A 22,838-nucleotide genomic window follows, 5' to 3' on the forward strand; every position below is an offset into this window, starting at 1 on the left:
TCTCCCTGATCGCCATTGCGGCGATTAACATGGCTCACGAATTTCGCGAGCGCCCCTGTTGAACGCCTTCTTATCAGGGATAAGATCGAAAAACAAGAACGACCGAGAAGCCTAGCGTTGACTTAGACGTCTATTTAGCCGCTCTTGCCTCGCGCTGAAACCCATTCTGCGTATTCGGGTATGGACCGTGCCAGCTGCATTTCCAGCCATACCTTTTCGTCGGCGCTGCGGGTCGTATCCCAATGCGTGAAAAACCCGAGCATTCGCTGCACGCGATCATCGGCAGCGCTTCCTTCATGCATCGGATAGGTCGTGGGCGCGCCATCCATGCTGCCGACACCGAGCAGTAGCCAGTCCAGGCTGATGCCCTTGCGTTTTGCAAGAATTATGCATTCCTCATAAGGCACCTTGTCGCGCGAACGCCAGCCGCTGACGGCGCTGGTTCCGTACCCGAAATGGGCTCCTAGCGCGATATCCGTGCGCACACCTACCACTTCTTGCATACGGTCGATGACCGGCCCTGCGTTCAGTTCGGCCATCATCTCTCTCCTGCATTTTGCGTAAATTCAGCAAATATCGTATTGCAATCACGCAAATTGCGTGTAATCTGCGGATTGTGTAACCCATTCGCAGAACTGTACCCCATCTCCATGGCGCAAAAACCTCCCGTCGTATACGCGCCTCGCGGCGTCGTACGGAAACAGATCGCGCTGCGGCTGCTCGCCCCCGAGCTTGCTAAACACGAATCCCTGGCAGAACAGACTGGCAGCTCCAGCGCCTCGTTCGCCCGCCAGATGTACCTGCGCGGCATCAAAAGTTATGAGCGGGCCGTGGCTGTTCATCACGCGGCTTGCGGAATGAATACGACCACGGGAGTGAATAACGCATGACTCATGCAGCGCAACATCTTGCGCCAAAGCATCGCGAGAGCCGTTTCCGCGTGCGTTGCCCGCACTGCAACAGCTTCGCCCGTGCTCGCAGTAGTAAGCAGCTCACGCCCATCTACCGAGAGGTGCGCTTCGAGTGCACCAACGACGCCTGCGGTCACGTCTGGCTCGCCGGGCTGGAAACGCTGCGCACCTTGTGCCCCAGCGAACAGCCAAACCCCGAGATCGACATCCCGCTCACCGTCGCTGTCCCAACGACAAGCGCCGAACCCGCGGCTCCCGCCGCTGCCGCCGGCTAAGCCGGCACCCACTGCCTACGGAGAGAGAAACCATGGCCCATTCCACACTGCACACCGCCGCAATCAGCTACCTGCTCGCCCATCAAGGCGAGCATCTGCACCCCGACCGCCATCGGCTGGTCGGTCGCTGCACTGATCATCTGATGGAGTCCGGTATCAGCCGCGACACCGCCACCACCATATCGCTGCAAGCACTCGGCGAGGTGCAGGCGCGCGCCACCTCGGCGCACGTCGATATGACCCGCTCGACCAGTTACGCCGTGTTCGTCGTTGACCCGGTCAGCAGGAAAACCGTCTGTTTTACTGCCGCCGACCTCGCCCGCTATGGCGCCGAGCAGGCTGAAATGACGGCGGCCTCCGCCTCGACCAAGCACTGACAAACATCCAACGGGAGAGGCACATTGTTGGTCAACGTTTCGGTCGATCCGACCGCAAAAAAACAGAGTGCGCGCACGGCGACACGTACCCCAGTGGAATGCATCGAGGATTCGCCCAGCGGCAAATGGGTATTCGCACTGATGCTGTTGGCTTCCATCGCGGTCGCCAGCGGCGCAACGCAGGGGCTGTGGTGATGAATCTGTATAGAGCAGTACCGGCGCTTCGTTCGAGCGTAGACGTTCGAGTCATTGGCACCGCTGTGAACGTCAACACCAGCGGTGTGATGGACATGACCTGGCCGGTGTCGATGACGTTCGGACCGATGACCATGTCGCTGTCGACCAGTGAAGCCATCGAACTTGGCGAAGCGATGATTCGGGCCGCACACCACTACATCGCAGTGTCTAAGGCGAACGCTGAATCCGAGGCGGTGCAGGCATGAACGCCCATATCGTCAGCATGGCGGCGTATCGATCGATGCCAGCAAAAGCGCCGGCCGTTATCAACCCCAACGATCGCGTGATGCGTTTGCCCGAGATGATGGAACGCAGCGGCCTGGCGCGCGCCACCATCTATCGACGCATGGCTGACCCTAATGACGACTTCCCAGACTCGGTGCCTTTGGGTGGTCGGTCTATTGGCTGGCGCGAGAGCGACTTCAACATGTGGATCGCCTCGCGTGGCCAAGGCGGTCGTATATGAATCCATCTTTGCATTCCGACATCACCCGCCTGCTGCTGCAGGACTACGAGCTAAAAGAGAAAGGCACCTGGCTGCGTGAAGGCCGCTGCCCGCAATGCTCGAAAAAGGAGCTGTACACCAACGCCGAGCATCCATGGGTTGTTCGCTGCGGGCGCGAAAGCAAATGCAACTGGGAAGGCCACGTCAAAGAGCTGTATCCGGATCTATTCGAAAACTGGTCCGATCGATACCGGGTCACCGAAACCAACCCGAACGCCTCGGCAGATGCGTACCTGACACATATGCGCGGTTTCGACATCGGCAAGCTCAGAGGCTGCTATTCGCAAGAGAGTTACGTCGACCGCGAGCTGGATGCCGGCACGGCAACCGTGCGCTTTGCGCTGCCCGGTGGTGGTTACTGGGAACGTCTGATCGACAGGCCACAACGTTTCGGCAAGAAAAAAGCGCGTTTCAACTACGGCAGCAAGCATGCCGGCCATTGGTGGACACCGCCCGGTCTCGATCTGGCCAAGGTGGAAGAGCTTTGGCTGGTCGAGGGCATTTTCGACGCAATCGCATTGTGGCTGCACGGCATCGCAGCTGTCGCGCTGCTCAGCTGCAACAACTGGCCGGAGAAGGCACTCGCCGAGCTGGCCAAGCTGCGCAGCGGCGATCGGCCGACGTTGGTCTGGGCGCTCGACACCGACGGTACCGACGGCGACGGTGCTGGCCAGCGGTACATCCGCAAGTGGGTCAAACAGGCCCGCGAGCTGGGCTGGGAGTGTAAGGCCGCTCAGATCAAGCAGGACGGCCGTAGCAAGATCGACTGGAACGACCTGCACCAGCGTGATCGCCTCAGCGTCAAAGACATCAAGGCCTATTTGTACGAGGGCGCGCTGCTAATCGCTCGCACGCCGAGCGCCAAAGCCATGCTCATGTACAACCAAGCGGGACGCTCACAATTCCCATTTGAATTTGGCGACCGGCTCTACTGGTTCGAGCTCGACTTCAAGAAATACGCCAAGACCAAAGCCGAGCTGGAGGACAAAGACACCGGCCTCACCGAGGACGAGTTGAAAGAACAGGCGCTGGCCGAATGCAACGCCGTCTACCAGATCTGCACCGGCTACCCGCGCGTGTTGTATTTCCAGCGCAACGACATAACGGACGAGAGCTGGTACTACTTTCGAATCAATCGACCAGGCGATCAGCCGGCCATAAAAAACACGTTTACCGGTGGCCAGATCATGGCCGGTGCCGAGTTTGGCAAGCGGCTGGCCGGCGTTGCCGCCGGCTGCTTTTTCACCGGCAAATCCGAGCAGCTGATGCAGCTGCTGCGCGACCAGACACCGGTTAGCGGCATCAAGACCGTCGAGACCATCGACTTTATCGGCTACAGCAAGGAGCACGGCGCCTATGTACTGGGCGATGTCGCAGTGAAAGACGGCAACCTCTACGAGTTGAACAACGAGGACTATTTCGAGATCGGCCGCACCAACATCAAAAGCCTTCTGCAGTCGATGAAGCTGCACATCAATACCGCCCGGGAGGACTACACCGACGCGTGGTTCGGCAATCTGTGGACAGCCTTCGGCGTGAAGGGCGTGGTTGCGCTTTCGTTCTGGCTGGGCAGTTTGTTTGCCGAACAAATCCGCGCCACTGACAAGAGCTTTCCGTTCCTCGAGCTGATCGGCGAGGCCGGCTCCGGTAAATCCACGTTGATCGAATTCATGTGGAAGCTGCTGGGCCGTCCAGAGCATGAGGGTACCGACCCCACCAAAAGCACACTTGCCGGCCGCACACGCACGTTTGGTCAGGTGGGCAACCTGCCGATGGTAATGATTGAGGCCGACCGCAGCTGCGGCAACGAGCGGATGAACGTCAAGCAGTTCGACTGGGATGAATTAAAGACGCTCTACAACGGCCGTATTGGCCGCGCACGTGGTCACAAGAGCGCCGGCAATGAAACCTACGAACCACCGTTCCGCGGCAGCGTGGTCATCAGCCAGAACGCCGTGGTCGATGCCAGTGACGCAGTCTTGCAGCGCATCGTCCACATCAACCTCGACAAGAGCAACCACAGCATCGAGGGCGGCATCGCCGGCAAGGCGCTTGAAACATGGTCAACCGAGAGCGTCAGCGGATTCATCCTCGCAGCGATCCGTCGCGAGAAAAAGATCATGGATGCCATGCGCGAATACGCGCCTGGCTACGAGGCCATGCTCAAGGCACACCCCGACCTGAAAAGCGTGCGCATCTGTAAAAACCACGCGCAGATCATGGCGCTGGTGGATGCGCTGGAGTTTGTCACACCGATCAGCAAGGAACAGAAGCGGCTCGCACACGACGCCGTTATCGCCATGGCCGTCACGCGTCAGCGGGCCATCAACGCCGACCACCCGATCGTGAGCGAATTCTGGGAGATGTTCGACCATCTCAACGACACGGATCAGGGCGAAAAGCTCAACCACAGCCGCGATGAATCACTGATCGCGGTGAGCCTGCCCGAATTTCAGAGTCGAGCCACGCAACACGGCTTAAGGGTGCCGTCGCATATCGACCTTAAACGCCTTCTTCCCGAAAGCCGCGCGCGGAAGTTCGTCGCTTACAGGGCAGTCAACAGCCAACTCCGAATCGTCGACAGCCACGGCGTCACGGTGAAGTGCTGGGTTTTCCAACGAGAACGGTCTGCATCGAGCAGGCCGTAACGGAGGTGCCACGGTAGCAACCCTGGGCAGCAGGCTAGCCCACGAAGCCGTGGTAATGCCCAACCAAAACGACAGCTTCTACGAACCGCTTTGCTGTAGCCCGATCCATGATCACTAGTTCATCCCCAACTTTCAGATAGATGCTGTCTTCGGAGTAGAACGAAGAACGGCCAAGTTCTACGTCCATAGATATTTTGCCGCCCTGATCGGTGATGGTCTCTTCAAAGTAAACGGTAGTCGCCATGGGACAGTCCTTTGGTTAATTTGTTCGACGAGGCCATGGTGCATTGCAGACCTAACGCTGGAATTGAGCGATGGCGAAGCCGTCCACTTGGATGAGTGGTTAGACGCGTCTAGCTACACCCGAAAACATGCTGCTCTTGGAACTGGACCTCTTGCTCAAGTTTTAGGCTGCCGTGCTCAAGGCTGACACTTGGCTCGAAGCCATAAATAGTTCCTTTGAAACGATCTCGACCCGTAGGCGCAACATTGCGAACAAGAACGCGCTCCTCGCCGATCCGGAGAGTAACGGAATCTCCAGCTGAAATAGACTGCTTAATTGCTTTGCCGGGCACATGATGCCCAACAAAAATGATGCCTTGATCTTGTGGTCTTTCAGTGAACATGTTGTCTCCTTCATGTCTAACGCTAAGTAGATTTCAAAGTGCAGTGTAATCACTGTCTTCGTATTAGACCGTCTTCAATCGCGGAGCTGAGACCGTTACGGGTGAGGGCCTTTGAGCGTTAGGTGGCGGCTTCGCCGTGCAAATGCTTGGTGCCCTTTAGCTGCGCTGGCATGGATAGAGCAAGAGCGAACGCGCCGTGTCCGGAACTTGTCCGGCCGGAGCATTCGATTTCTATAGGGAAAGACAACATGCTGGATCATCACACCATCGAGCTAATCCGAAACATCGAAGGCTTGCGTCTGCGCTTGAATGCGCTCGATGTCGCCGCCACTGGGATCACCGAAGGCATCCGAAACAACACGCTTAACGCCGACTCGGTCTACCAGTTACTGGACTTGTTGGCATGTGACCTAAAGACACGAGCCGACAAGCTGATGGCCCTCATCCTCTAAACATTTCCTCACGCCAATAGTCGTAATTTCTTACAGTTCTGGACGCCCTTTGTCACTCTTAGCGAGGGCGTCACCTACGCAGCCTCAAAAAGTGCTTTAACCTTTCCATCCCGCAACTGATCGAGGTAGTCGGCCCACGCTTGCATCATCCTTCTCCGCTCGGCCAGGTACTTCGCTTTATTGTAGGTGCCGCGGATCTTGTTCTTATCCTTGTGCGCCAGCTGGCGCTCGATGGCATCTTCGTCCCAGCCAGCCTCATTGAGCGCGGTGCTGGCCATGTGACGGAACCCGTGCGCCACTATCTCATCCTTAAAACCCATGCGATGAAGCGCGGCATTGACCGTGTTTTCCGAAATAACCCGCTTGGCGTCGCGCTCGCCGGGGAAGAGATACCTACCCGCACCCGAAAGCGGCTTCAGGTTCTGCAGGATCTCTACCGCCTGACTACTCAGAGGGATAACGTGCGGTTCGCCGTTGGCCTTTTGTTCCTTGCGCCGCTTCATGCGCAATGACGGAATCGACCACTCAGCCTTGTCCAGATTGAATTCTGACCACTCAGCAAACCGCAGCTCGCCCGGGCGCATGAAAAGCATAGGGGACAGCTTGAGGGCCGCGCGCGTGACGTAGGTACCGGCGTAACCCTCGATCGCCCGCAGCAGTTCGCCGATCCTTGCAGGCTCGGTGATGGTGGGGAAATTATTCTTAACTATGCCCTGCAGGGCACCTTTGAGGTCTGCTGCGGGATCGCGCGCAGCAACGCCCTTGATGATCGCGTAGCGGAACACCGGGCTAAGCCATCGGCGCAGCCTGTGAGCCGTTTCCTTGGCGCCACGGCGCTGGATTTCTTGCAGGCGCCCCAGCAGATCCCGCGGCTCGATCGAGCCGATGGCCCGATTGCCGAGCCACGGGAAGATATCGCGCTCCATTGCCGTGATGATTCGCTCGGCGTAGGTGTCCGACCACTCATGCTTGTGCAGTTCGTGCCACTCGCGAGCGATCGCCTCAAGGCTGTTGGTCACGTCGGCCTGTTGCGCAACCTTGCTGGCCTTTCGTTGCATGCTGGGATCGATGCCACTGGCCAGCAACCGCCGCGCGTCATCGCGTGCATCGCGCGCCTGCGCCAGGCTGACCTCGGGAAAGACGCCATGCGCGAGCATTAGCGACTTGTCCCGGAATCGGTATTTCTGGCGCCAGTATTTGGCGCCGTTGGGCATCACCTGCAAATACAGGCCTTTGCCGGCCGCGATCCGATACGCTTTTTCACGTGGCTGCGCGTTACGCGCGGCCACCACCGTGAGTTCTGCCACGTCCTCTCTCCTTAGTACCACCACCGCACACCCGTGCTGGGGGTACACCCGGTAAGAATCGGCCATCTACTCCGGATGTAACCCAAAAAATACCACTAAATGCCGCGCGCTGTAGTGAGATTTAGTGAGACAAACTGAGACGATCAGGCCTCGGAAACCGCATAGCAAAGCGCCTCGCGAGACTTCAGCGAGGCGTTAAGAGAAGTTGGGAGAAGATTTCTTGGTGGCTATAGGTGGACTCGAACCACCGACCCCAGCATTATGAGTGCTGTGCTCTAACCGGCTGAGCTACATAGCCATGGGATTTCCCAGTATACCGGATCAGCATGACCACGGCAGGGCGCGGAAGTGTAATGGCGTCTGCCGGTCGGTACAAGTGCGGCGCTTGCTGCATCTTGATGCGCTGTGGTTGAATCAGTCATAGAACCGGAGAGGTTATGCCTGCGCGCATTGCACGGCATGGTACCAGGAGGCCCGATGATCGACACTGATGGCTATCGCCCCAACGTAGGCATCGTTCTGCTGAATGCGGATGGTCAGCTGTTTTGGGCGCGCCGAATCAACCGCGACGGCTGGCAGTTCCCGCAGGGCGGCATGCGGACGGACGAGACACCGCTGGAAGCGATGTACCGCGAGCTGGAAGAAGAAACCGGGTTGGCGCCGCAGCATGTCGAGGTGGTGGCGGCCACCCATGGCTGGCTTCGTTATCGGTTGCCCAATCGCTATGTACGACACCATCAGCGCCCTACCTGCATTGGCCAGAAACAGGTCTGGTTTCTGCTGAAGCTGGTGGGTGGTGAGGAAGCGCTCAAACTGGATGCCTGCGACAAGCCGGAGTTCGATCTCTGGCGATGGGTCGACTTTTGGTACCCCGCCGCGCATGTGGTCAATTTCAAGCGGGAAGTCTACGAGCGCGCATTGCGGCAATTTGCGCCATTGGTTGAAGGCCTGTGCAGCCTGCAACTCGGTACGCTGCCGCCACGAAACAATGACGACCCATCGTCTGGCGGCCCGCGCAAAGGGTGCGAAGCCGCCTAGGGCATGCCGCAGCGGCTTATTGTTGACAATCGTTCGCATTCGCGTTCTCATAGACGCATGTATATCTGCCTGTGCAACGCCGTTACCGACCATGACATCCGCCGCGAGGCGGCCGATGGCGTGCAGTCTTTCAGCGAATTGCAGGCGCGTACGGGTTGCTCTGACTGTTGCGGATGCTGCGAGCAAATGGCTCGCGCTACGCTTGCCAAAGCTGTCGAACATCAGACGCTCGTTCAGTGGCCTGCCGTCGCGGCCTGATCAGCGCTTTTTGGTTATCCCGGCTCTGGATCGAACTCAGTCGCATCCCTGAAAGCTCACTTTCCTGCGTCCAACGCACAAGCAAACCATAGCCATTCCCATTCAACCACCGGGCGATCGGCGTTTGTATAGTGTCGGCATGTTTGAACGGCCAGTCGGAGACGCCCATGAAAGGTGATGCCAAGGTTATCGAGTACCTCAACAAGGTGCTCTACAACGAGTTGACCGCGATCAACCAGTATTTTCTGCATTACCGCATGTTCAAGGACTGGGGCTACACGGAGCTGGCCGAACACGAGTACAAGGAATCGATCGAGGAAATGAAGCACGCCGATCACATGATCGAACGCATTCTTTTCCTCGATGGGCTGCCTAATCTGCAACATCTGGGCAAGCTGCGGATCGGCGAGAACGTGCTGGAATGTATTCAGGGTGATCTCGATCTGGAGATCGATGCGGTGAAAGATCTGCGCGATGCGATCGGCTACAGCGAAGGTGTTGCCGATTATGTGAGCCGCGATATGTTCAAGGAAATCCTGCACGACGAAGAAGAACATATCGACTGGCTGGAGACCCAGTTCAGTCTGATCAAGGACATTGGCGCGGAACGCTATCTGCAGAACAAAGCCAAGAGCTGAGCCCGCATCGCGCGCAGGGATTTACCTTGCGCGCCTGAAACGCCAAAGCGTGCATTCGTTCCTTGACGCTTTCATCACACCGGGGCTATACCTTGAGTTTTCCCCGGAACCACCTGCATGGCTTCACGACCACCGCCGCGTTTTGTGGTGCGGAAGCACGACGACGCCGGTCTCAGGCGGCGTCAGCTGTGGCTTGGCCTGATCTGGCTGGGTACCCTGCTGCTGACCGGACTGGTGGTCGGCTTGCTGAGCCGGCATGCGAACCCGGCGGCGATTGATCACCGGCAACAGCGCGCGATGAGCGCGCAAATCGAAGACTTGAAGCAGCAGGTTGCCAATGTCCAGCGCGATGCGCAGGTCAACGAGGTAGCCACCAGGTCATTGCGCGTCACGCTGACCCAGCGCGAGGAAGAAATAAGTGGCTTGCGCGCCAATCTGGGCTTCTACGCTCGCCTGGTCGGTGGCGATACCCAGCGTCAGGGATTGAAGTTGCAGGAAGTGAAGCTGGAGCCGATCTCCGGCTCGCACGGCTGGAACCTCATGCTTAGCCTCACCCAGAATGCCAAGCGTAGCGATGAAATCACCGGCAACGTGACCGTCAGCGTGGAAGGTCTGCGTGGCGACAAGGTGGTGCAACTGGACTGGGCCGCGCTGGGTGACGCCACACAGAAAGACGGCCTGCCGTTTCGCCTGATGTATTTCCAGCAGTTGCACGGCACCATCGTACTGCCTGCCAATTTTCGTCCGATGCGACTGCATATCGGTATCCAGTCCGCTGGCGACGCTCCGATAACGCGCACGGTTGCCTGGGAAGACGCACTCAGTGGCAATATCATCACAGCTCAGGGGGATCACGATGCTCAACCGTAAACGCAACGAACGCAGCCCGGTCAGTCAGGACACCAGTCTGATCGCACATGGAACGGTGATACGCGGCGATCTGCGCTTCAGTGGCGCGCTGCACTTAGACGGACGTATTGAAGGCGCCGTGCTGGGCGAGGGAGACGATGCGATCTTCACCCTCAGCGAGCACGGCCACGTACAGGGCGAAATCCGCGTGCCGCAGGCCGTCATCAACGGCCATGTGACCGGTGATGTACATGTCAGCGTTCGACTGGAACTGGCCGCTCACGCGCGTATCGACGGCGACCTGCGCTATCACACGATGGAAATGGCCGCCGGTGCCCAGGTGAACGGGCGTATTGCCCGTCAAGCCGACGACGCACCGCGCGAGCTGCCATCGCCAGATTCGCTGGATGAGGGTGTGATGGCCTAAGGCGGTATGCTTGCACCCGACCGACACGGCCCCATATAGAGTCTGTCTTCATAATCCAAATGCGCCGCGCCGGAGTCTGTTTGCCCGCGGGGCAAGGAAGAAAGAGGGAATGTATGTCGATACATGACCGAGTGATGACGCTGCCCAGTGGGCAAACAGACTCCGGCCCTGCGGGTTGTCCTGCAGCGGCCGTCATGCGGCAGCCCGTGGCTTACTCATGCAACCAGCATGGGCTGCGCCACGGTCTACCACCTGCCAGCCGCTGCAGGACAACGCGACGTATTTGGATTATGAAGACAGACTCTTAGACCATGGAAACCCTGCTTACCATTCCCGACTATCGCAGCAGCGGCGAACCGCTGTTGTTCACCGCGGCCGCCGCGCACAAGGTGCACGAGCTGATTGCCGAAGAAGGCAATCCGGCGCTGAAGCTGCGCGTCTACATCACCGGTGGCGGTTGCTCAGGTTTCCAGTACGGCTTTACCTTTGATGAGGCGCAGGCTGAAGACGATTTTGCGCTCGAGCGCGAAGGCGTGACGCTGCTGTGCGACCCGCTGTCGCTGCAATATCTTACCGGCGCGCAGATCGATTACGCCGAGAACCTCAGCGGCTCGCAGTTCGTGATCAGCAACCCGAACGCCAAGACCACCTGCGGGTGCGGCTCTTCGTTTTCGACTTGAGCGGAATGTTTTGATGGATCGGGCCATGCTTCCGCGTCAAAACACGTTTGCCGGACTCAGCCTGATCCTCAACCGGGCAGCTGAGCGGCGTGACGAAACGACGTGGATCAACGAACAGGCAAGCGCGCCCAATGCGCGCTATCTGCTGCTGGATGCCGCCGGTGAAGCGTTCATGCATCGCGATCGCGAAGCCTTGCGCTGGCTGGATATCCGCGAACGCGAGCAGCTGATCCGCAAAGCGCCGGCCAGCTTTCTCGGCCTGATCGATGCGACTCCGCATTTCATGCTGGTGCTGGACGAATCCGCCCCCAACGGCGCGCTGGAACAAGCGCTCGACGCTCGACGCATGAGTCTTCGCTCCGCCGGCTTGCAACTAGCCGCCGATGAAGCCGGTCTATTCGCCTATGCCAAGGGCCTGTCGCACTGGCAACGCGAAATGCGCTACTGCCACCGCTGCGGCGCCTCGCTCGAACTGATCGCCGCCGGTCATCGTGCCCGTTGCACTAATCCAGACGGCGCCCATCTGCATTTTCCGCGTACCGATGCTGCCGTCATCATGCTGGTGGAATACGAGGGCGCCTGCCTGCTGGGCCGCCAAGCCGGCTGGCCGCCGGGGCGCTATTCCACGCTGGCCGGTTTCGTGGAGCCCGGCGAGTCGCTGGAAGATGCCGTGCGACGCGAGGTAGCCGAGGAGGCCGGCGTGATCGTCGACGAAGTGCGCTATCACTCTTCTCAACCGTGGCCGATGCCCGCGTCGCTGATGGTGGGATTCATCGCCACCGCCTCATCGCCCGAGATAACCTTGTGCGACCGTGAACTTGAAGAAGCGCGCTGGTTCACGCCTCAGCAGATCATCGACGGCCTTGCCGACGGCAGCTTCCTTCCGTCAATGGCGCTGTCGGTCTCGTACCAGTTGCTTGCCGGCTGGCTGCAGCTGCGTGCAGGACTGGATCTGGACGCGCTGGTTGCTGATAGCCACCCACGTTGACGTCGATCGGATCACCGTTGTCAACCTGCGCTGAACTTGAGCCCTATCGCTCACACATCATCAAACGATAGCGTCCGGCACGCGCATCACCGTCCATCTGCGGTGGAATCGAACACTCGCATACAATGCGCACACTCTCCTCGAGTCCGCATTTATGGCTATCCGCCTGCTCACAGCTCTTATTGCCCTCGGCCTGCTGCACGTCATGCCGCAACTGGCGCGCTGGCGTCGTGATGGCCTGTTCCGACGCTGGCTAGCGCAGTTGGCCGACACCAGCGGCAGCGGGCACGTGGTACTGGCCCTGCTACCGCCGCTGGCCGTGTGCCTGCTGCTGTCGTGGCTGTTTGATCATCCGCCGCTCGGCGAATTGCTGGGGCTGCTGTTTTCGCTGATCGTGCTGCTGTACTGCTTCGGCCCTCGCGAATTCGAAAGCGATCTGGAGGCGATTCTGAACGCGCCCGATGCCGCCAGTCGCGAGGCCGCAGCGCAGCAACTCATCGACGATGGCGGCAGCGTGGCATGGACCGCGCCCGCACTGGGCGAGGCTGTAGCGTACGCTGCGCTGCGCCGCCGGTTTGCCGTGCTGCTGTGGTTTTTTCTGTTCGGCCCGTTCGGCGCCCTGCTCTATCGATTGGCGCAAACGCTGGCTCGCGACGAATCGCTGGCACTCGATGCGAGCAGCCGCAACGCGGCCCGTTATTTCGCCAACGCGCTGGACTGGCTGCCTGCGCAGCTGCTGACATTCACCCTGGCCGTGGTGGGCCACTGGGAAGCGGTGATCGGTGCGTGGCGGCGCTGGCACAGTCAGGCAGCTGCCACGAGCTGGTACAGCGCAGCGCCAGGTTTTCTCGGCGCAGCGGCTCAGGCCGACATCATCAGCGATATTGAAGCCGGTGACGGTTACTTCGAGGAACGCAGCGAACCCCTCACCGAATTGCTGCGCCTGCGCGGCGCGCTACTGCGCGCGTTACTGGCGTGGCTTAGCGCAGTCGCATTGATCGTGATTGGCGGTTGGCTCAGCTGACCTCACTCGGCTAGCGGCGCGTTACGCCAGCGCGCCGCGCAATTCGCCAACACGCTTTTCCAATGACACGGCCGTAACCATCTCAGGCGCTACCGCGGTATCGATCACCAACTCCACCCGAGCACGAAAACGCCGCGGCAATCGCGAGCGATGCAACATCGAATCGCGCCTGCTCCATACGCTGCCCCACAGGCCACGCAGCGCCATCGGCACCACCGGCACCGGCCGTCGCGCCAGGATTTTTTCTACACCCGTGCGGAATGTCGCGATCTGTCCATCACGTGTCAGTGCCCCTTCGGGGAAAAGGCACACCACTTCACCATCGGCGAGCGCTGCGTCGATCGCGTCGTAGGCCTGCTGCAGCAACGCAGGGTCTTCTTTGTGCCCGGCGATCGGAATCGCCTTCGCCGTCCGGAATACGAACCGCAATAGCGGGATATTGAAGATCTTGTAGTACATGACAAAGCGCGCCGGACGCCGCAGGTTGGCCATCAGCAGCATCGCGTCCATGAAGCTGACATGGTTACAAACCAGCAACACGGCACCTTCCTCGGGAATATTCTGCGTGCCGTCGACACGCACCCGGTAAAGCGTGTTGACCAGCACCCAGGTGATAAAGCGCATCAAGAACTCGGGTACCAGCGTGAAAATGTACAGCGCTACCAGTGCATTCAGCACCGCAATGGCCAGAAAGATCTGCGGTATGCCAAAGCCCAACGCGCCCATGCCCAATCCAAAGCCGGCAGCGCAGACGATAAACAGCGCGTTGAGGATGTTGTTGCCAGCGATCACCCGCGACAGCCGGTCGCGTGGTGTGCGGCTCTGGATGAAGGCAAACAGCGGCACCACATAGAAGCCGGCAAAAACGCCGATCAAGGTCAGGTCCAGCGCAATACGCCAGCTGCCATGGGCATGCAGAAACGCCAGCCAGTCCAGCCCGTGCGTCTGCGCCAGACCCGGTCGCGCAAAAAACAGGTCAATGCCGAAGGCAGTCAGCCCAAACGCGCCGAGCGGCACCAGGCCGACCTCCACACGCCGGCCGGACATCTTTTCGCACAGCAACGAACCAATACCGGTACCGATCGAGAACAGCGTCAGCCCAAGGATATTGACCGAGCCATCGCCACCGAGATTGAGCTTGGTATAGCTCGGCAACTGCGCCACCAGCACGGTGCCGAAAAACCAGAACCAGGAAATGCCCAGCACGGCGTTGAACACGCCACGATCCTGCTTGGTAATACCCATCACACGGGACGTTTCAGTCAACGGATTCCAGTTGAATTTCAGCTCCGGCGCTGTGGGCGGCGCGATCGGAATGCTGCGGCTGGCGATGTAGCCAACAATCGCCACCGTGATCGTCACGGCCCCAGCCAGCACGGTGCCGAGGTGCGGGATCTGCATCAAGGCACTACCGACGATCAGCCCGATCAGCACGGCCAGCTGCGTACCCATCTCGATCAGACCGTTGCCGCCGACCAACTCGCCGGGCTTCAGGGCCTGCGGCAGGATCGCGTACTTGATTGGACCAAAAGTAGTCGAGTGCATACCCATCAGAAACAGCACCACCAGCAACAGCGCCGTGTTGTGGGTATAGAAGCCGAACGCCGCCAGCACCATCGCCGCGATCTCGAACAGCTTGACGTAGCGGATGATCCGGGTCTTCTCGAACTTCTCCGCCAGCTGCCCGGCGGTCGCGGAAAACAGGAAAAACGGGATGATGAAGAGCGCCGGCGCCAAGTTGGTGTAGAGCGATACGGTGTGGTCATCCAGCCCCATCTGGAACGCCACCAGCATCACCAGCGCATTGCGGAACACGTTGTCGTTGAATGCACCCAGTGCCTGGGTCCAGAAAAAGGGCGCGAAACGGCGTTTGCCCAGCAGCGCGAATTGACTCATGTCTTTCCTTGGGGTGGGTCCGCGTTGTCAACCGCACCCATGCTGGCGCGTTGCGAGAGATTAGCTTACGAAACTCCCAAGAAAGAAACTGCGCGTACGTTGAAATCTATCATGCGCTACATGCTTTCAAGACAGCCGAGCAGCCTGTTTGGCCAAGGTCACTGTGCTGTTCGTGGATATTTTTCAATGACATGCAGTTAAGTAAAGATATGTAAATATTTACGTTTAGCGCGTAATCTCAGAACATATCCTGTTGAAAGCGGCACAAAATCAGGGTGACGGTGGCGTCTCTTTTTAGATAACCCACCAAGACTTTCAGCAGTTTTCGCAACCTCTTACACAACACTTGTCACGGCCATTATCATGAATATGCAGCCATCCTATCCACCCGCGCCGGCAGGGACTTTTTCAGACCGCATCAAGCTGCTGATCCAGCGGGTTGGCAGCGCCACTGAAATTGCGCGTATGTGCGGCTTCTCGGAAGGCGTGGTACGCAGCTGGCGCGATGGTAATACCGATCCCTCCCGCGCACGCTGCGTGACGTTGGCGCGCACGCTCGGCATCTCGCTGGTCTGGCTTGTTGCTGGTGAAGGTGCGATCCAGTCCGACCCCTCGACTAGCACGCCGGACGATCAGTACAGCGCCGAAGTGATCTCGGCACGCCCCAAGCTCCGCCTGGGTACGGCTTCGGTCAGTATCCTGCCTACCCACGAAAACGGTGTGGATTCGCAGCGGCTGAATACCGCCATGAAAATTCTGCAGTCCGAACTCGAGCTGGCCGATAGCCCGCTGACGCTGGCCGACAACACCGACATGCTGGCAGATCTCTATGAAATTCTCGGCCCAGGCGGCATCAACGTGGACACAACAGCCATGGTGACGTTCAACCACCGGCTGGCCAAGCGCATCCGGCAGGGGCGCAATCCCGTGGTCTGAAGCTATCGTTTCGATGGAATAAAAAAGCAGCCTCACGGCTGCTTTTTTATTTGACGCTATCCACCGGCTCAGAGCAGGGCGATATCGGCAACTCCGCCGAACTGGGCCTTCAACTGGCCAAGCAGGGCCAGCCTATTGGCACGCACGGCCGGGTTTTCCGCGTTCACCAGCACGCTCTCGAAGAACACATCCACCGGAGCCTGCAACTGCGAGAGTCGATTCAGCACGGCGGTGTAGTTGCCGGCTTCCAGTGAATCCGCCGTGTCTCGCTGTGCAGAGGCAAGTGCTTCGGCCAGATCGCGCTCGGCATCCGATTCGAAATGCGCAGAATCGACCGTGCGGGAAATGGCTGACGCACCCGGCTCTTCGGCCTGTTTGCGAAGAATATTGGCCACACGCTTGTTGGCCGCCGCAAGACTGGCTGCTTCCGGACGCAGACCAAACTCCGCCACCGCGCGCAGCCGCCGATCGAAATCCGGCAAGCTACCCGGATGTACCGCCAGCACCGCTTCGAACGACGCCGTAGCAAAACCCTTTTCGGCGTAATAACCGCGCAGACGATCCATCACGAAGTCGTACAGCTCCTCGGCCAGGGCCGCACGTCGCTGACCCGCGTTGAGTGCCGGTGCGTTGCCATCCTTGCCAGGCTTGAGGCCGGCCGCCAGCGCCGCATCGGGCAGCATCTCCAGTGCCTCGACAAAGCTGCTGCGCAGATCGATCTCCAGGCCGGCCTCGATCAGCGTGCGCGCCAATCCAAGCGCCGCGCGACGCAAGGCAAATGGATCCTTGTTGCCGCTGGGTTTCATGCCGACCGCAAAAATGCCGGCCAGCGTGTCGAGCCGCTCGGCCACGGCCAATACCTGGCCAACCTTGCCTGTTGCAATCGCGTCGCCGCCAAAGCGCGGCTGATAAAAATTGTCCAGCGCCTCGGCTACTTCGGGTGTTTCGCCATCATGCATGGCGTAGTAGCGACCCATCACGCCCTGCAGTTCTGGAAATTCACCAACCATCCGCGTCAACAGATCGCATTTGCTCAACGCCGCCGCACGCGTCGCCTGACCGGCATCGACGCCTACCCTATTGGCAACGATCCGCGCCAGTTCGGCCACGCGCACGCTTTTGTCCCACAGACTGCCGAGCGACTGTTGATATGTGACGTTCTTCAGCTGTGCCATGTATGAGGCCAGCGGCGTTTTTAGATCCTCATCCCAGAAGAACTTGGCGTCGGCGAAGCGAGGACGTATGACGCGCTCATAGCCCTTGCGGATCTCGGCTGGGTCGCGGCTCTCGATGTTGGCGATGCCGATGAAATGCTCGGTCAACTTGCCTTCGGTATCAAACACCGGCACGAATTTCTGGTTGGTCTCCATCGTCATCACCAGCGCTTCCGGCGGCACGGTGAGGAACTCGCGCTCGAAGGTGCAGCTAATGGCGACGGGCCACTCGGTAAGGTTGGCGATCTCGTTCAAGAGCCCGTCATTCACGCGTGGCACACCGCCGGTCTGCACCGTGACCCCGGCAATTTCATCGCGAATACGCTGACGGCGCTCGGTAGGTTCCGCCACCACCTTGGCGGCTCGCATCGCATCCAGCCAGCTATCGGCATCCGCGACATGCACCGGCTTGGGATGCATGAAGCGGTGACCGTGCGATTTGCGGCCGCTCGCCAAACCCAGCACTTGTCCGTCGACGATCTCGGCGCCATGGAGCATCACCAGCCAGTGCGCAGGGCGCACGAAGCTGTAGTCGTGGCTGCCCCAGCGCATCGGCCGGGGGATCGGCAATGCCTTCAATGCCTCGTCAACGATTTCCGGCAACAATGCCGCCAGCGGCTGAGCCGCTCTGACGGAGCGACAGACGTACCAGCCGCCCTTGTCGGTTTCGAGCTTTTCAAGCTGCGCGACGTCGACGCCACACGATTGCGCAAAACCCAGCAACGCCTTGGATGGCTGGCCTTCTTTATCAAGCGCGGCGCTAAGCGCCGGTCCACGACGCTCGACGACCTGCTCCGGCTGCGCCGCCGCTACGTTCGGAACATGGACGGCCAGACGACGCGGTGACGCATACGCCTTGGCCTGATCGAAATCAGCAGCAATCCCGCGCTTCGCCAGTCCATCGTTGATGCCACGCAAAAACGCCGCGGACAATTCATCCAGCGCCTTGGGTGGCAGCTCTTCGGTACCCAGCTCGATCAGCAGCGATTTGGCGGCGCTCATGCGGCCTGCTCCCTGGACTGTTTCAGGCCGGGAAACCCGAGCTTCTCCCGCTGCGCCACATAGGTTTCGGCCACGCTGCGCGACAGCGTGCGTACACGCAGGATGTAGCGCTGGCGCTCGGTGACGCTGATGGCGCGACGCGCATCGAGCAGGTTGAAGGTATGACTGGCTTTCATGACCTGCTCATATGCCGGCAGCGGCAGATTGGCGGCAATCAGCTGGTTGGCATTGGTCTCGCAGACGTCAAACCAATGCAACAGCTCGGGCACATTGGCCTGTTCGAAGTTATAGGTACTCTGCTCGACTTCGTTCTGATGAAACACGTCGCCATACGTCACGACCCCGTGTGGAGCGTGGGTCCAGACGATGTCGTAGATGCTGTCCACGTTCTGCAGGTACATCACCAGGCGTTCGAGCCCGTAGGTGATCTCGCCGGTCACCGGCCGACACTCCAGGCCGCCAGCCTGCTGAAAATAGGTGAACTGGGTGACTTCCATCCCATTGAGCCAGACCTCCCAACCCAGCCCCCAGGCGCCCAGCGTCGGTGATTCCCAGTTGTCCTCGACGAAGCGCAGATCGTGCACCAGCGGATCGATGCCCAGCTCTTTCAACGAACCGATATACAACTCGAGGATGTTCTCCGGGTTCGGCTTCAACATCACCTGATACTGGTAGTAATGTTGCAGGCGATTTGGATTGTCGCCATAACGGCCATCGGTAGGCCGGCGGCAGGGCTGCACATAAGCAGCTGCCCACGGCTCGGGACCGAGCGATCGCAGAAAGGTGGCTGGATGAAACGTACCGGCGCCGACTTCGAGATCGAGCGGCTGCAGCAGCACACAACCCTGTTCCGCCCAGTAGCGGTTGAGAGTCTGGATGACGTCCTGAAAGGTGCGCGCGGACATGGTTTTCCGTGACCGTGGATAAAGCGTATTAGTATAGCTGCAGCTTGCTTTTCTACCGGATGCTTCCGATAGGATGCCCGCAAGAAGCGACATTATCGGAGGCACGTCTGGATGGCTGTATCACCGCAAATCGCATCCCTGCTCGGCCGGCGTGGCCGCCTCGAGCTGGACGATATGCTGGCAGCGCTGGTGGTTGATGGTTACCTGCTCGCCGACGATGCCAAGCAGGTACGCATGGGCGCGCGCGCCGGCCGCGCCACGGTAGAGCTGCATCCGTTGGTATTGATCGCCAACGCCAAGATGGTCAACCAGCGCGATCCTGGCCGACCGCTGCGACTGGAAACGTTGACCGAATGGCTGGCCGGTCATGCCGGCCTGCCGTATCTGAAAATCGATCCGATGAAGATCAACGCGGGCTCGGTAACTCAGGTGGTCAGCCATGCCTATGCGCAGCGTCACCGCATTCTGCCGGTGGCCGTCGCACCGGGCGAGGTGACGTTCGCCACCAGTGAACCGTTCGACGCGGCCTGGGCTGTCGACCTGGCGCAGATGCTGCGCCGGGATGTGCAGCGCGTGGTCTCCAGCCCAATCGACATCAATCGCTATCTGCAGGAATTTTACGGCGTACAGCGTTCGATTCAGCTCGCGCACGATGCCAAGGGCACCAGCCAGACCTCCTCCGCCATCCTCAACTTCGAGCAGTTGGTCGAATTGGGCAAGACCGGCGAGGTCGGCGCCGATGATCGCCATGTCGTGCACATCGTCGACTGGCTGCTGCAGTACGCGTTCGAACAGCGTGCATCGGATATCCATCTGGAACCCCGTCGTGAAGTCGGATTGATCCGCTTCCGCATCGATGGCCGCATGCACAAGGTCTTCGAGTTGCCGTCACCCGTGATGACGGCGGTCACCGCACGCATCAAGATTCTGGCGCGCATGGATGTGGCGGAGAAACGTCGACCGCAGGATGGTCGCATCAAGACGCGTTCGGCATCCGGCCGCGAGGTGGAGCTGCGTATCTCCAACATGCCCACCGCTTTCGGCGAGAAAGTGGTAATGCGTATCTTCGACCCGGATCTGGTCGTCAAGGATTTTGCCCAGCTCGGTTTTTCGCCTGGCGAAGGTGCCCTCTGGCGCAGCATGGTCGAACGCCCGCACGGCATCGTGTTGGTGACGGGTCCCACCGGCTCGGGTAAGACCACGACGCTTTATTCCACATTGCGGCATCTGGCCACGCCGGAACTCAATGTGTGCACGGTGGAAGATCCTATCGAAATGGTCTCGCCAGAATTCAACCAGATGCAGGTGCACGCGGCGATCGACCTGGATTTTGCCGCCGGCGTGCGCACGCTGCTGCGACAGGATCCGGACATCATCATGGTTGGCGAAATTCGCGATCTCGAAACCGCACAGATGGCGGTGCAGGCTTCGCTGACAGGCCATTTGGTACTGTCGACGTTGCACACCAACGACGCGCCCAGTGCAGTGACCCGAATGCTGGATCTTGGTGTACCGCATTATCTGATCCAGTCCACCCTGACCGGCGTGGTCGCACAGCGACTGGTGCGAACCCTATGCCCGCATTGCAAACAGCCGACGACACAGGATCCACAAGCATGGAACGTGCTTACTCATGGCTGGGATATCCCTGTTCCCGAAAGGGTCTTTGAGCCGCTCGGATGTCTCGAGTGTCGCAATACCGGCTTCCTGGGCCGCACCGGCATCTACGAAATGATGAAACTGTCGCCGCGGTTGCGCAGCCTCATCTCGGCCGAACTGGATCTTGGCAACTTTGGCAAGGCCGCGCTATTGGAAGGCATGCGACCGCTGCGCATTTCCGCCGCTGACCAGGTGGCGGTAGGCCTGACAACCGTGCAAGAAATACTTTCCGTTCTGCCGCCGGTTGAGAATTTTGACGATACGCTACCCGAAGATGCACAGCCGTAAAGACGTCCAGAACGTCACGCAATTTGGTACCGCATGAAACCTGTACTGATCATTCAAACTGGCCGAGCACCAGACCCCATTCGTGGGCGCCACGGCGACTTTCCGCACTGGTTCCGAATCGGCACGCGGGTCGAACCTCATCGACTGCGAGTGGTTGAAGTAAGTGCCGGAGAGTCGTTGCCCCCGCCGCACGAAGTCGCCGGCGCCATGATTACCGGATCCGCGGCCATGGTCACCGAGCGCGCTTCCTGGAGCGAACGCACCGCTGGCTGGATACGCGACGCGATGGATCTGGAGCTGCCGCTATTCGGCGTCTGTTATGGCCATCAGCTGATGGCACACGCTATGGGTGGGCGGGTCGATTACCTTCCCGGCGGGCGTGAGATCGGAACTCAACCAATCGAACTCATCAACGATGCTTCGCACGATGTTTTGACGGCTGGCCTTCCGGCCGTCTTTCGGGCGCATACGACCCACGAGCAGAGCGTGCTTGAGCCACCCAGCGGATCGACCGTGTTGGCGCGATCAACGCGTGACCCGCATCAACTGCTGCGTTATGGGCCAAGCGCGATCAGTACGCAGTTCCATCCTGAGTTCAATGCCGAGGTAATGCGCGCCTACGTCAGACGCAAGCACGCCGATATGCGGCAGGAAGGTTCAGACCCGACAGGGGTTTTCAAAGCAGTCGCCGCCACGCCGATGGCTCGGCGGTTGCTTCGTCATTTTTCGCGTGTACATGGTTGGAGTCATGCCATTGGCTGAGTCAGCTAATGACTCAGCCACGTAACCGGCGGCCGATCGAATCACGCGAAAACAGCGCGAATACGACCCCGAACATGAATCCGCCGATATGTGCCCACCAGACGTAAGCACCATAACTCGGTCCGATATAGCTGAAGAGCAGCTGCAGCAGCGCCCACAGGCCGATCAGCAAAAAGGCCGGCACCCGCACGAACTCCAGATACAAACCCAGCGGCAAGACCAGTCCAAGCTTGGCCCGGGGAAACAACGCGACATATGTGCCGACCACGGCGGATACCGCCCCGCTGCAGCCAATGATTGGCAGCCGGACACCCGCCAGCGAAAGGGCACCAATCAGGTTGGCAACGATTCCGCCCAGGACGAATAGCAGCAGAAATCGAAACGAGCCAAGCGCGCGCTCACCGGGTAGCCCGAAGATAGCCAGAAAGAGCATGTTGCTCAGCAGATGCAGCCAGGTCACGTGGATAAACAGTGCCGTGAACAATCGCAGCAACGCAGGATCGGCCAGCTGCGGAAGCAGCGGTTCGTGCGAATTGAATATGTTGGCCGGTACCGTTCCCCATTCCAGCAACAACAGGCCGCGCTGGGGTTCCGGCGTCAGCGCCAACGCGAGAAAACACACCACGCAGACCGTGACCACCAGCAAGGTTGCCCAGTGCCAGCGCGGTCGGCGGCGAGTTTCGACGTGGATAAACAAATTCAGTCCTTCGGCACCTGACCCAAGACGCGGGTCCGACCATCATAAGGCCGTAGGGAGGCTCGCGAGCTTGTCCAGCGAGGCAAATAAACATGTCGCCCAAAAACAAACCCCCCGATCATACGATCGAGGGGTTTGAGGGTATAAGGCCCCTGGCGGTGACCTACTCTTGCATGGCAAAGCCACACTACCATCGGCGCATGCGCGTTTCACTTCTGAGTTCGGGATGGGATCAGGTG

At 59.6% G+C, this 22,838-nt stretch carries 27 protein-coding genes, 1 tRNA gene and 1 rRNA gene; 19 read left to right on the top strand and 10 right to left on the bottom strand.

All coding sequences use genetic code 11. The features are described 5' to 3' along the window. Positions 1-134: 134 nt before the first annotated feature. Positions 135-539 carry a helix-turn-helix domain-containing protein gene (locus tag HDE79_RS15380; RefSeq protein WP_184602978.1) on the bottom strand — a complete coding sequence of 135 codons (405 nt, stop codon included), beginning with the start codon at positions 537-539 and terminating at the stop codon, positions 135-137. A 42-nt stretch (positions 540-581) separates the two neighbouring features. Here HDE79_RS15380 and HDE79_RS15385 point away from each other — a divergent pair, with 42 nt between their 5' ends. The 7 genes from HDE79_RS15385 (at position 582) to HDE79_RS15415 (ending at position 4,953) form a co-directional block, all read left to right on the top strand. Then, a complete protein-coding gene (locus HDE79_RS15385) occupies positions 582-890 on the top strand; it encodes a hypothetical protein (protein WP_184602980.1) in 309 nt (102 codons plus the stop codon). Next, positions 887-1,186, top strand: a complete 300-nt coding sequence (locus HDE79_RS15390; protein WP_184602982.1) for an ogr/Delta-like zinc finger family protein — start codon at positions 887-889, stop codon at positions 1,184-1,186. The genes HDE79_RS15385 and HDE79_RS15390 overlap by 4 nt, the downstream gene beginning before the upstream one ends. A gap of 32 nt (positions 1,187-1,218) precedes the next feature. Next, a complete protein-coding gene (locus HDE79_RS15395) occupies positions 1,219-1,563 on the top strand; it encodes a hypothetical protein (RefSeq protein ID WP_184602984.1) in 345 nt (114 codons plus the stop codon). 24 nt (positions 1,564-1,587) lie between these two features. Further along, entirely contained in the window at positions 1,588-1,758 is a 171-nt protein-coding gene (locus tag HDE79_RS15400; protein ID WP_184602986.1) for a hypothetical protein, read from the top strand. 65 nt (positions 1,759-1,823) lie between these two features. Then, the gene (locus HDE79_RS15405) at positions 1,824-2,006 is read left to right on the top strand and encodes a hypothetical protein (protein ID WP_184602988.1); all 183 of its coding nucleotides are present in this window, start codon (positions 1,824-1,826) and stop codon (positions 2,004-2,006) included. After that, a complete protein-coding gene (locus HDE79_RS15410) occupies positions 2,003-2,266 on the top strand; it encodes an AlpA family phage regulatory protein (protein WP_221440181.1) in 264 nt (87 codons plus the stop codon). The genes HDE79_RS15405 and HDE79_RS15410 overlap by 4 nt, the downstream gene beginning before the upstream one ends. Further along, positions 2,263-4,953: a toprim domain-containing protein gene (locus HDE79_RS15415; RefSeq protein ID WP_184602990.1), complete on the top strand. Its 2,691-nt coding sequence runs from the start codon at positions 2,263-2,265 to the stop codon at positions 4,951-4,953. Before HDE79_RS15410 ends, HDE79_RS15415 begins: the two co-directional genes overlap by 4 nt. 34 nt (positions 4,954-4,987) lie before the next feature. Here HDE79_RS15415 and HDE79_RS15420 read toward each other — a convergent pair whose 3' ends face one another. Both HDE79_RS15420 and HDE79_RS15425 read right to left on the bottom strand, forming a co-directional pair. Beyond that, on the bottom strand, positions 4,988-5,197 hold the full coding sequence (locus HDE79_RS15420; RefSeq protein ID WP_184602992.1) for a hypothetical protein: 210 nt from the start codon (positions 5,195-5,197) through the stop codon (positions 4,988-4,990). Between the two features lie 109 nt (positions 5,198-5,306). Further along, a complete protein-coding gene (locus HDE79_RS15425; RefSeq protein ID WP_184602993.1) occupies positions 5,307-5,579 on the bottom strand; it encodes a hypothetical protein in 273 nt (90 codons plus the stop codon). A gap of 248 nt (positions 5,580-5,827) precedes the next feature. On the opposite strand from HDE79_RS15425, the gene HDE79_RS15430 reads away from it, so the two are divergent. Further along, the gene (locus HDE79_RS15430; RefSeq protein ID WP_184602995.1) at positions 5,828-6,031 is read left to right on the top strand and encodes a hypothetical protein; all 204 of its coding nucleotides are present in this window, start codon (positions 5,828-5,830) and stop codon (positions 6,029-6,031) included. Positions 6,032-6,105: 74 nt separating this feature from the next. Here HDE79_RS15430 and HDE79_RS15435 read toward each other — a convergent pair whose 3' ends face one another. Together HDE79_RS15435 and HDE79_RS15440 are read right to left on the bottom strand one after the other, a co-directional pair. Beyond that, a complete protein-coding gene (locus tag HDE79_RS15435) occupies positions 6,106-7,338 on the bottom strand; it encodes an integrase arm-type DNA-binding domain-containing protein (protein ID WP_343205984.1) in 1,233 nt (410 codons plus the stop codon). 221 nt (positions 7,339-7,559) lie between these two features. Then, a tRNA-Met gene (locus HDE79_RS15440) sits at positions 7,560-7,636 on the bottom strand. A gap of 179 nt (positions 7,637-7,815) precedes the next feature. Here HDE79_RS15440 and HDE79_RS15445 point away from each other — a divergent pair. From HDE79_RS15445 to ampE, 8 genes are all read left to right on the top strand, one after another. Next, positions 7,816-8,376: an RNA pyrophosphohydrolase gene (locus HDE79_RS15445; protein ID WP_184602998.1), complete on the top strand. Its 561-nt coding sequence runs from the start codon at positions 7,816-7,818 to the stop codon at positions 8,374-8,376. A 57-nt stretch (positions 8,377-8,433) separates the two neighbouring features. Then, entirely contained in the window at positions 8,434-8,634 is a 201-nt protein-coding gene (locus HDE79_RS15450) for a (2Fe-2S)-binding protein (RefSeq protein ID WP_184603085.1), read from the top strand. A gap of 167 nt (positions 8,635-8,801) precedes the next feature. Then, on the top strand, positions 8,802-9,272 hold the full coding sequence (gene bfr / locus HDE79_RS15455; protein ID WP_184603000.1) for a bacterioferritin: 471 nt from the start codon (positions 8,802-8,804) through the stop codon (positions 9,270-9,272). A gap of 117 nt (positions 9,273-9,389) precedes the next feature. Continuing rightward, positions 9,390-10,142: a DUF6776 family protein gene (locus HDE79_RS15460; protein ID WP_184603001.1), complete on the top strand. Its 753-nt coding sequence runs from the start codon at positions 9,390-9,392 to the stop codon at positions 10,140-10,142. Further along, positions 10,129-10,548: a polymer-forming cytoskeletal protein gene (locus HDE79_RS15465; RefSeq protein ID WP_184603003.1), complete on the top strand. Its 420-nt coding sequence runs from the start codon at positions 10,129-10,131 to the stop codon at positions 10,546-10,548. The genes HDE79_RS15460 and HDE79_RS15465 overlap by 14 nt, the downstream gene beginning before the upstream one ends. Positions 10,549-10,859: 311 nt before the next feature. Further along, the gene (gene erpA, locus HDE79_RS15470) at positions 10,860-11,228 is read left to right on the top strand and encodes an iron-sulfur cluster insertion protein ErpA (RefSeq protein ID WP_179480793.1); all 369 of its coding nucleotides are present in this window, start codon (positions 10,860-10,862) and stop codon (positions 11,226-11,228) included. Between the two features lie 13 nt (positions 11,229-11,241). Next, positions 11,242-12,216 carry an NAD(+) diphosphatase gene (nudC, locus tag HDE79_RS15475; RefSeq protein WP_184603005.1) on the top strand — a complete coding sequence of 325 codons (975 nt, stop codon included), beginning with the start codon at positions 11,242-11,244 and terminating at the stop codon, positions 12,214-12,216. Between the two features lie 154 nt (positions 12,217-12,370). Beyond that, positions 12,371-13,240, top strand: a complete 870-nt coding sequence (ampE, locus tag HDE79_RS15480; RefSeq protein ID WP_184603007.1) for a regulatory signaling modulator protein AmpE — start codon at positions 12,371-12,373, stop codon at positions 13,238-13,240. Between the two features lie 21 nt (positions 13,241-13,261). Here ampE and HDE79_RS15485 read toward each other — a convergent pair whose 3' ends face one another. Then, positions 13,262-15,136 carry an MFS transporter gene (locus HDE79_RS15485; RefSeq protein ID WP_184603008.1) on the bottom strand — a complete coding sequence of 625 codons (1,875 nt, stop codon included), beginning with the start codon at positions 15,134-15,136 and terminating at the stop codon, positions 13,262-13,264. A gap of 363 nt (positions 15,137-15,499) precedes the next feature. Between HDE79_RS15485 and HDE79_RS15490 the strand changes: the two genes are divergently transcribed. Continuing rightward, the gene (locus HDE79_RS15490) at positions 15,500-16,072 is read left to right on the top strand and encodes a helix-turn-helix transcriptional regulator (protein ID WP_255488437.1); all 573 of its coding nucleotides are present in this window, start codon (positions 15,500-15,502) and stop codon (positions 16,070-16,072) included. Positions 16,073-16,140: 68 nt separating this feature from the next. Here the strand turns inward: HDE79_RS15490 and glyS are convergent, their stop codons facing one another. Both glyS and glyQ read right to left on the bottom strand, forming a co-directional pair. Beyond that, entirely contained in the window at positions 16,141-18,288 is a 2,148-nt protein-coding gene (gene glyS / locus HDE79_RS15495) for a glycine--tRNA ligase subunit beta (RefSeq protein WP_184603010.1), read from the bottom strand. After that, entirely contained in the window at positions 18,285-19,193 is a 909-nt protein-coding gene (gene glyQ, locus HDE79_RS15500; protein ID WP_184603012.1) for a glycine--tRNA ligase subunit alpha, read from the bottom strand. Before glyQ ends, glyS begins: the two co-directional genes overlap by 4 nt. Positions 19,194-19,304: 111 nt before the next feature. Between glyQ and HDE79_RS15505 the strand changes: the two genes are divergently transcribed. Further along, on the top strand, positions 19,305-21,140 hold the full coding sequence (locus HDE79_RS15505) for a GspE/PulE family protein (protein WP_184603013.1): 1,836 nt from the start codon (positions 19,305-19,307) through the stop codon (positions 21,138-21,140). A 33-nt stretch (positions 21,141-21,173) separates the two neighbouring features. Further along, complete coding sequence (locus HDE79_RS15510) at positions 21,174-21,902, top strand: glutamine amidotransferase (RefSeq protein WP_184603015.1); 729 nt, start codon at positions 21,174-21,176, stop codon at positions 21,900-21,902. A 13-nt stretch (positions 21,903-21,915) separates the two neighbouring features. Here the strand turns inward: HDE79_RS15510 and HDE79_RS15515 are convergent, their stop codons facing one another. Together HDE79_RS15515 and rrf are read right to left on the bottom strand one after the other, a co-directional pair. Then, positions 21,916-22,599 carry a rhomboid family intramembrane serine protease gene (locus tag HDE79_RS15515; RefSeq protein WP_184603017.1) on the bottom strand — a complete coding sequence of 228 codons (684 nt, stop codon included), beginning with the start codon at positions 22,597-22,599 and terminating at the stop codon, positions 21,916-21,918. Between the two features lie 150 nt (positions 22,600-22,749). Next, positions 22,750-22,838 (bottom strand): 5S ribosomal RNA (rrf, locus tag HDE79_RS15520); the annotation flags it as partial.

The sequence above is a fragment of the Rhodanobacter sp. MP1X3 genome (assembly GCF_014207165.1).
GTDB lineage: Bacteria > Pseudomonadota > Gammaproteobacteria > Xanthomonadales > Rhodanobacteraceae > Rhodanobacter.

Bases quoted from the DNA above. Each gene is read 5' to 3' on its own strand.
- HDE79_RS15380 (WP_184602978.1), bottom strand. From the start codon at position 539: ATGGCCGAACTGAACGCAGGGCCGGTCATCGACCGTATGCAAGAAGTG.
- HDE79_RS15390 (WP_184602982.1), top strand. From the start codon at position 887: ATGACTCATGCAGCGCAACATCTTGCGCCAAAGCATCGCGAGAGCCGT.
- HDE79_RS15395 (WP_184602984.1), top strand. From the start codon at position 1,219: ATGGCCCATTCCACACTGCACACCGCCGCAATCAGCTACCTGCTCGCC.
- HDE79_RS15410 (WP_221440181.1), top strand. From the start codon at position 2,003: ATGAACGCCCATATCGTCAGCATGGCGGCGTATCGATCGATGCCAGCA.
- HDE79_RS15415 (WP_184602990.1), top strand. From the start codon at position 2,263: ATGAATCCATCTTTGCATTCCGACATCACCCGCCTGCTGCTGCAGGAC.
- HDE79_RS15420 (WP_184602992.1), bottom strand. From the start codon at position 5,197: ATGGCGACTACCGTTTACTTTGAAGAGACCATCACCGATCAGGGCGGC.
- HDE79_RS15425 (WP_184602993.1), bottom strand. From the start codon at position 5,579: ATGTTCACTGAAAGACCACAAGATCAAGGCATCATTTTTGTTGGGCAT.
- HDE79_RS15430 (WP_184602995.1), top strand. From the start codon at position 5,828: ATGCTGGATCATCACACCATCGAGCTAATCCGAAACATCGAAGGCTTG.
- HDE79_RS15445 (WP_184602998.1), top strand. From the start codon at position 7,816: ATGATCGACACTGATGGCTATCGCCCCAACGTAGGCATCGTTCTGCTG.
- HDE79_RS15450 (WP_184603085.1), top strand. From the start codon at position 8,434: ATGTATATCTGCCTGTGCAACGCCGTTACCGACCATGACATCCGCCGC.
- bfr (WP_184603000.1), top strand. From the start codon at position 8,802: ATGAAAGGTGATGCCAAGGTTATCGAGTACCTCAACAAGGTGCTCTAC.
- HDE79_RS15460 (WP_184603001.1), top strand. From the start codon at position 9,390: ATGGCTTCACGACCACCGCCGCGTTTTGTGGTGCGGAAGCACGACGAC.
- HDE79_RS15465 (WP_184603003.1), top strand. From the start codon at position 10,129: ATGCTCAACCGTAAACGCAACGAACGCAGCCCGGTCAGTCAGGACACC.
- erpA (WP_179480793.1), top strand. From the start codon at position 10,860: ATGGAAACCCTGCTTACCATTCCCGACTATCGCAGCAGCGGCGAACCG.
- nudC (WP_184603005.1), top strand. From the start codon at position 11,242: ATGGATCGGGCCATGCTTCCGCGTCAAAACACGTTTGCCGGACTCAGC.
- ampE (WP_184603007.1), top strand. From the start codon at position 12,371: ATGGCTATCCGCCTGCTCACAGCTCTTATTGCCCTCGGCCTGCTGCAC.
- HDE79_RS15485 (WP_184603008.1), bottom strand. From the start codon at position 15,136: ATGAGTCAATTCGCGCTGCTGGGCAAACGCCGTTTCGCGCCCTTTTTC.
- HDE79_RS15490 (WP_255488437.1), top strand. From the start codon at position 15,500: ATGAATATGCAGCCATCCTATCCACCCGCGCCGGCAGGGACTTTTTCA.
- glyS (WP_184603010.1), bottom strand. From the start codon at position 18,288: ATGAGCGCCGCCAAATCGCTGCTGATCGAGCTGGGTACCGAAGAGCTG.
- glyQ (WP_184603012.1), bottom strand. From the start codon at position 19,193: ATGTCCGCGCGCACCTTTCAGGACGTCATCCAGACTCTCAACCGCTAC.
- HDE79_RS15505 (WP_184603013.1), top strand. From the start codon at position 19,305: ATGGCTGTATCACCGCAAATCGCATCCCTGCTCGGCCGGCGTGGCCGC.
- HDE79_RS15510 (WP_184603015.1), top strand. From the start codon at position 21,174: ATGAAACCTGTACTGATCATTCAAACTGGCCGAGCACCAGACCCCATT.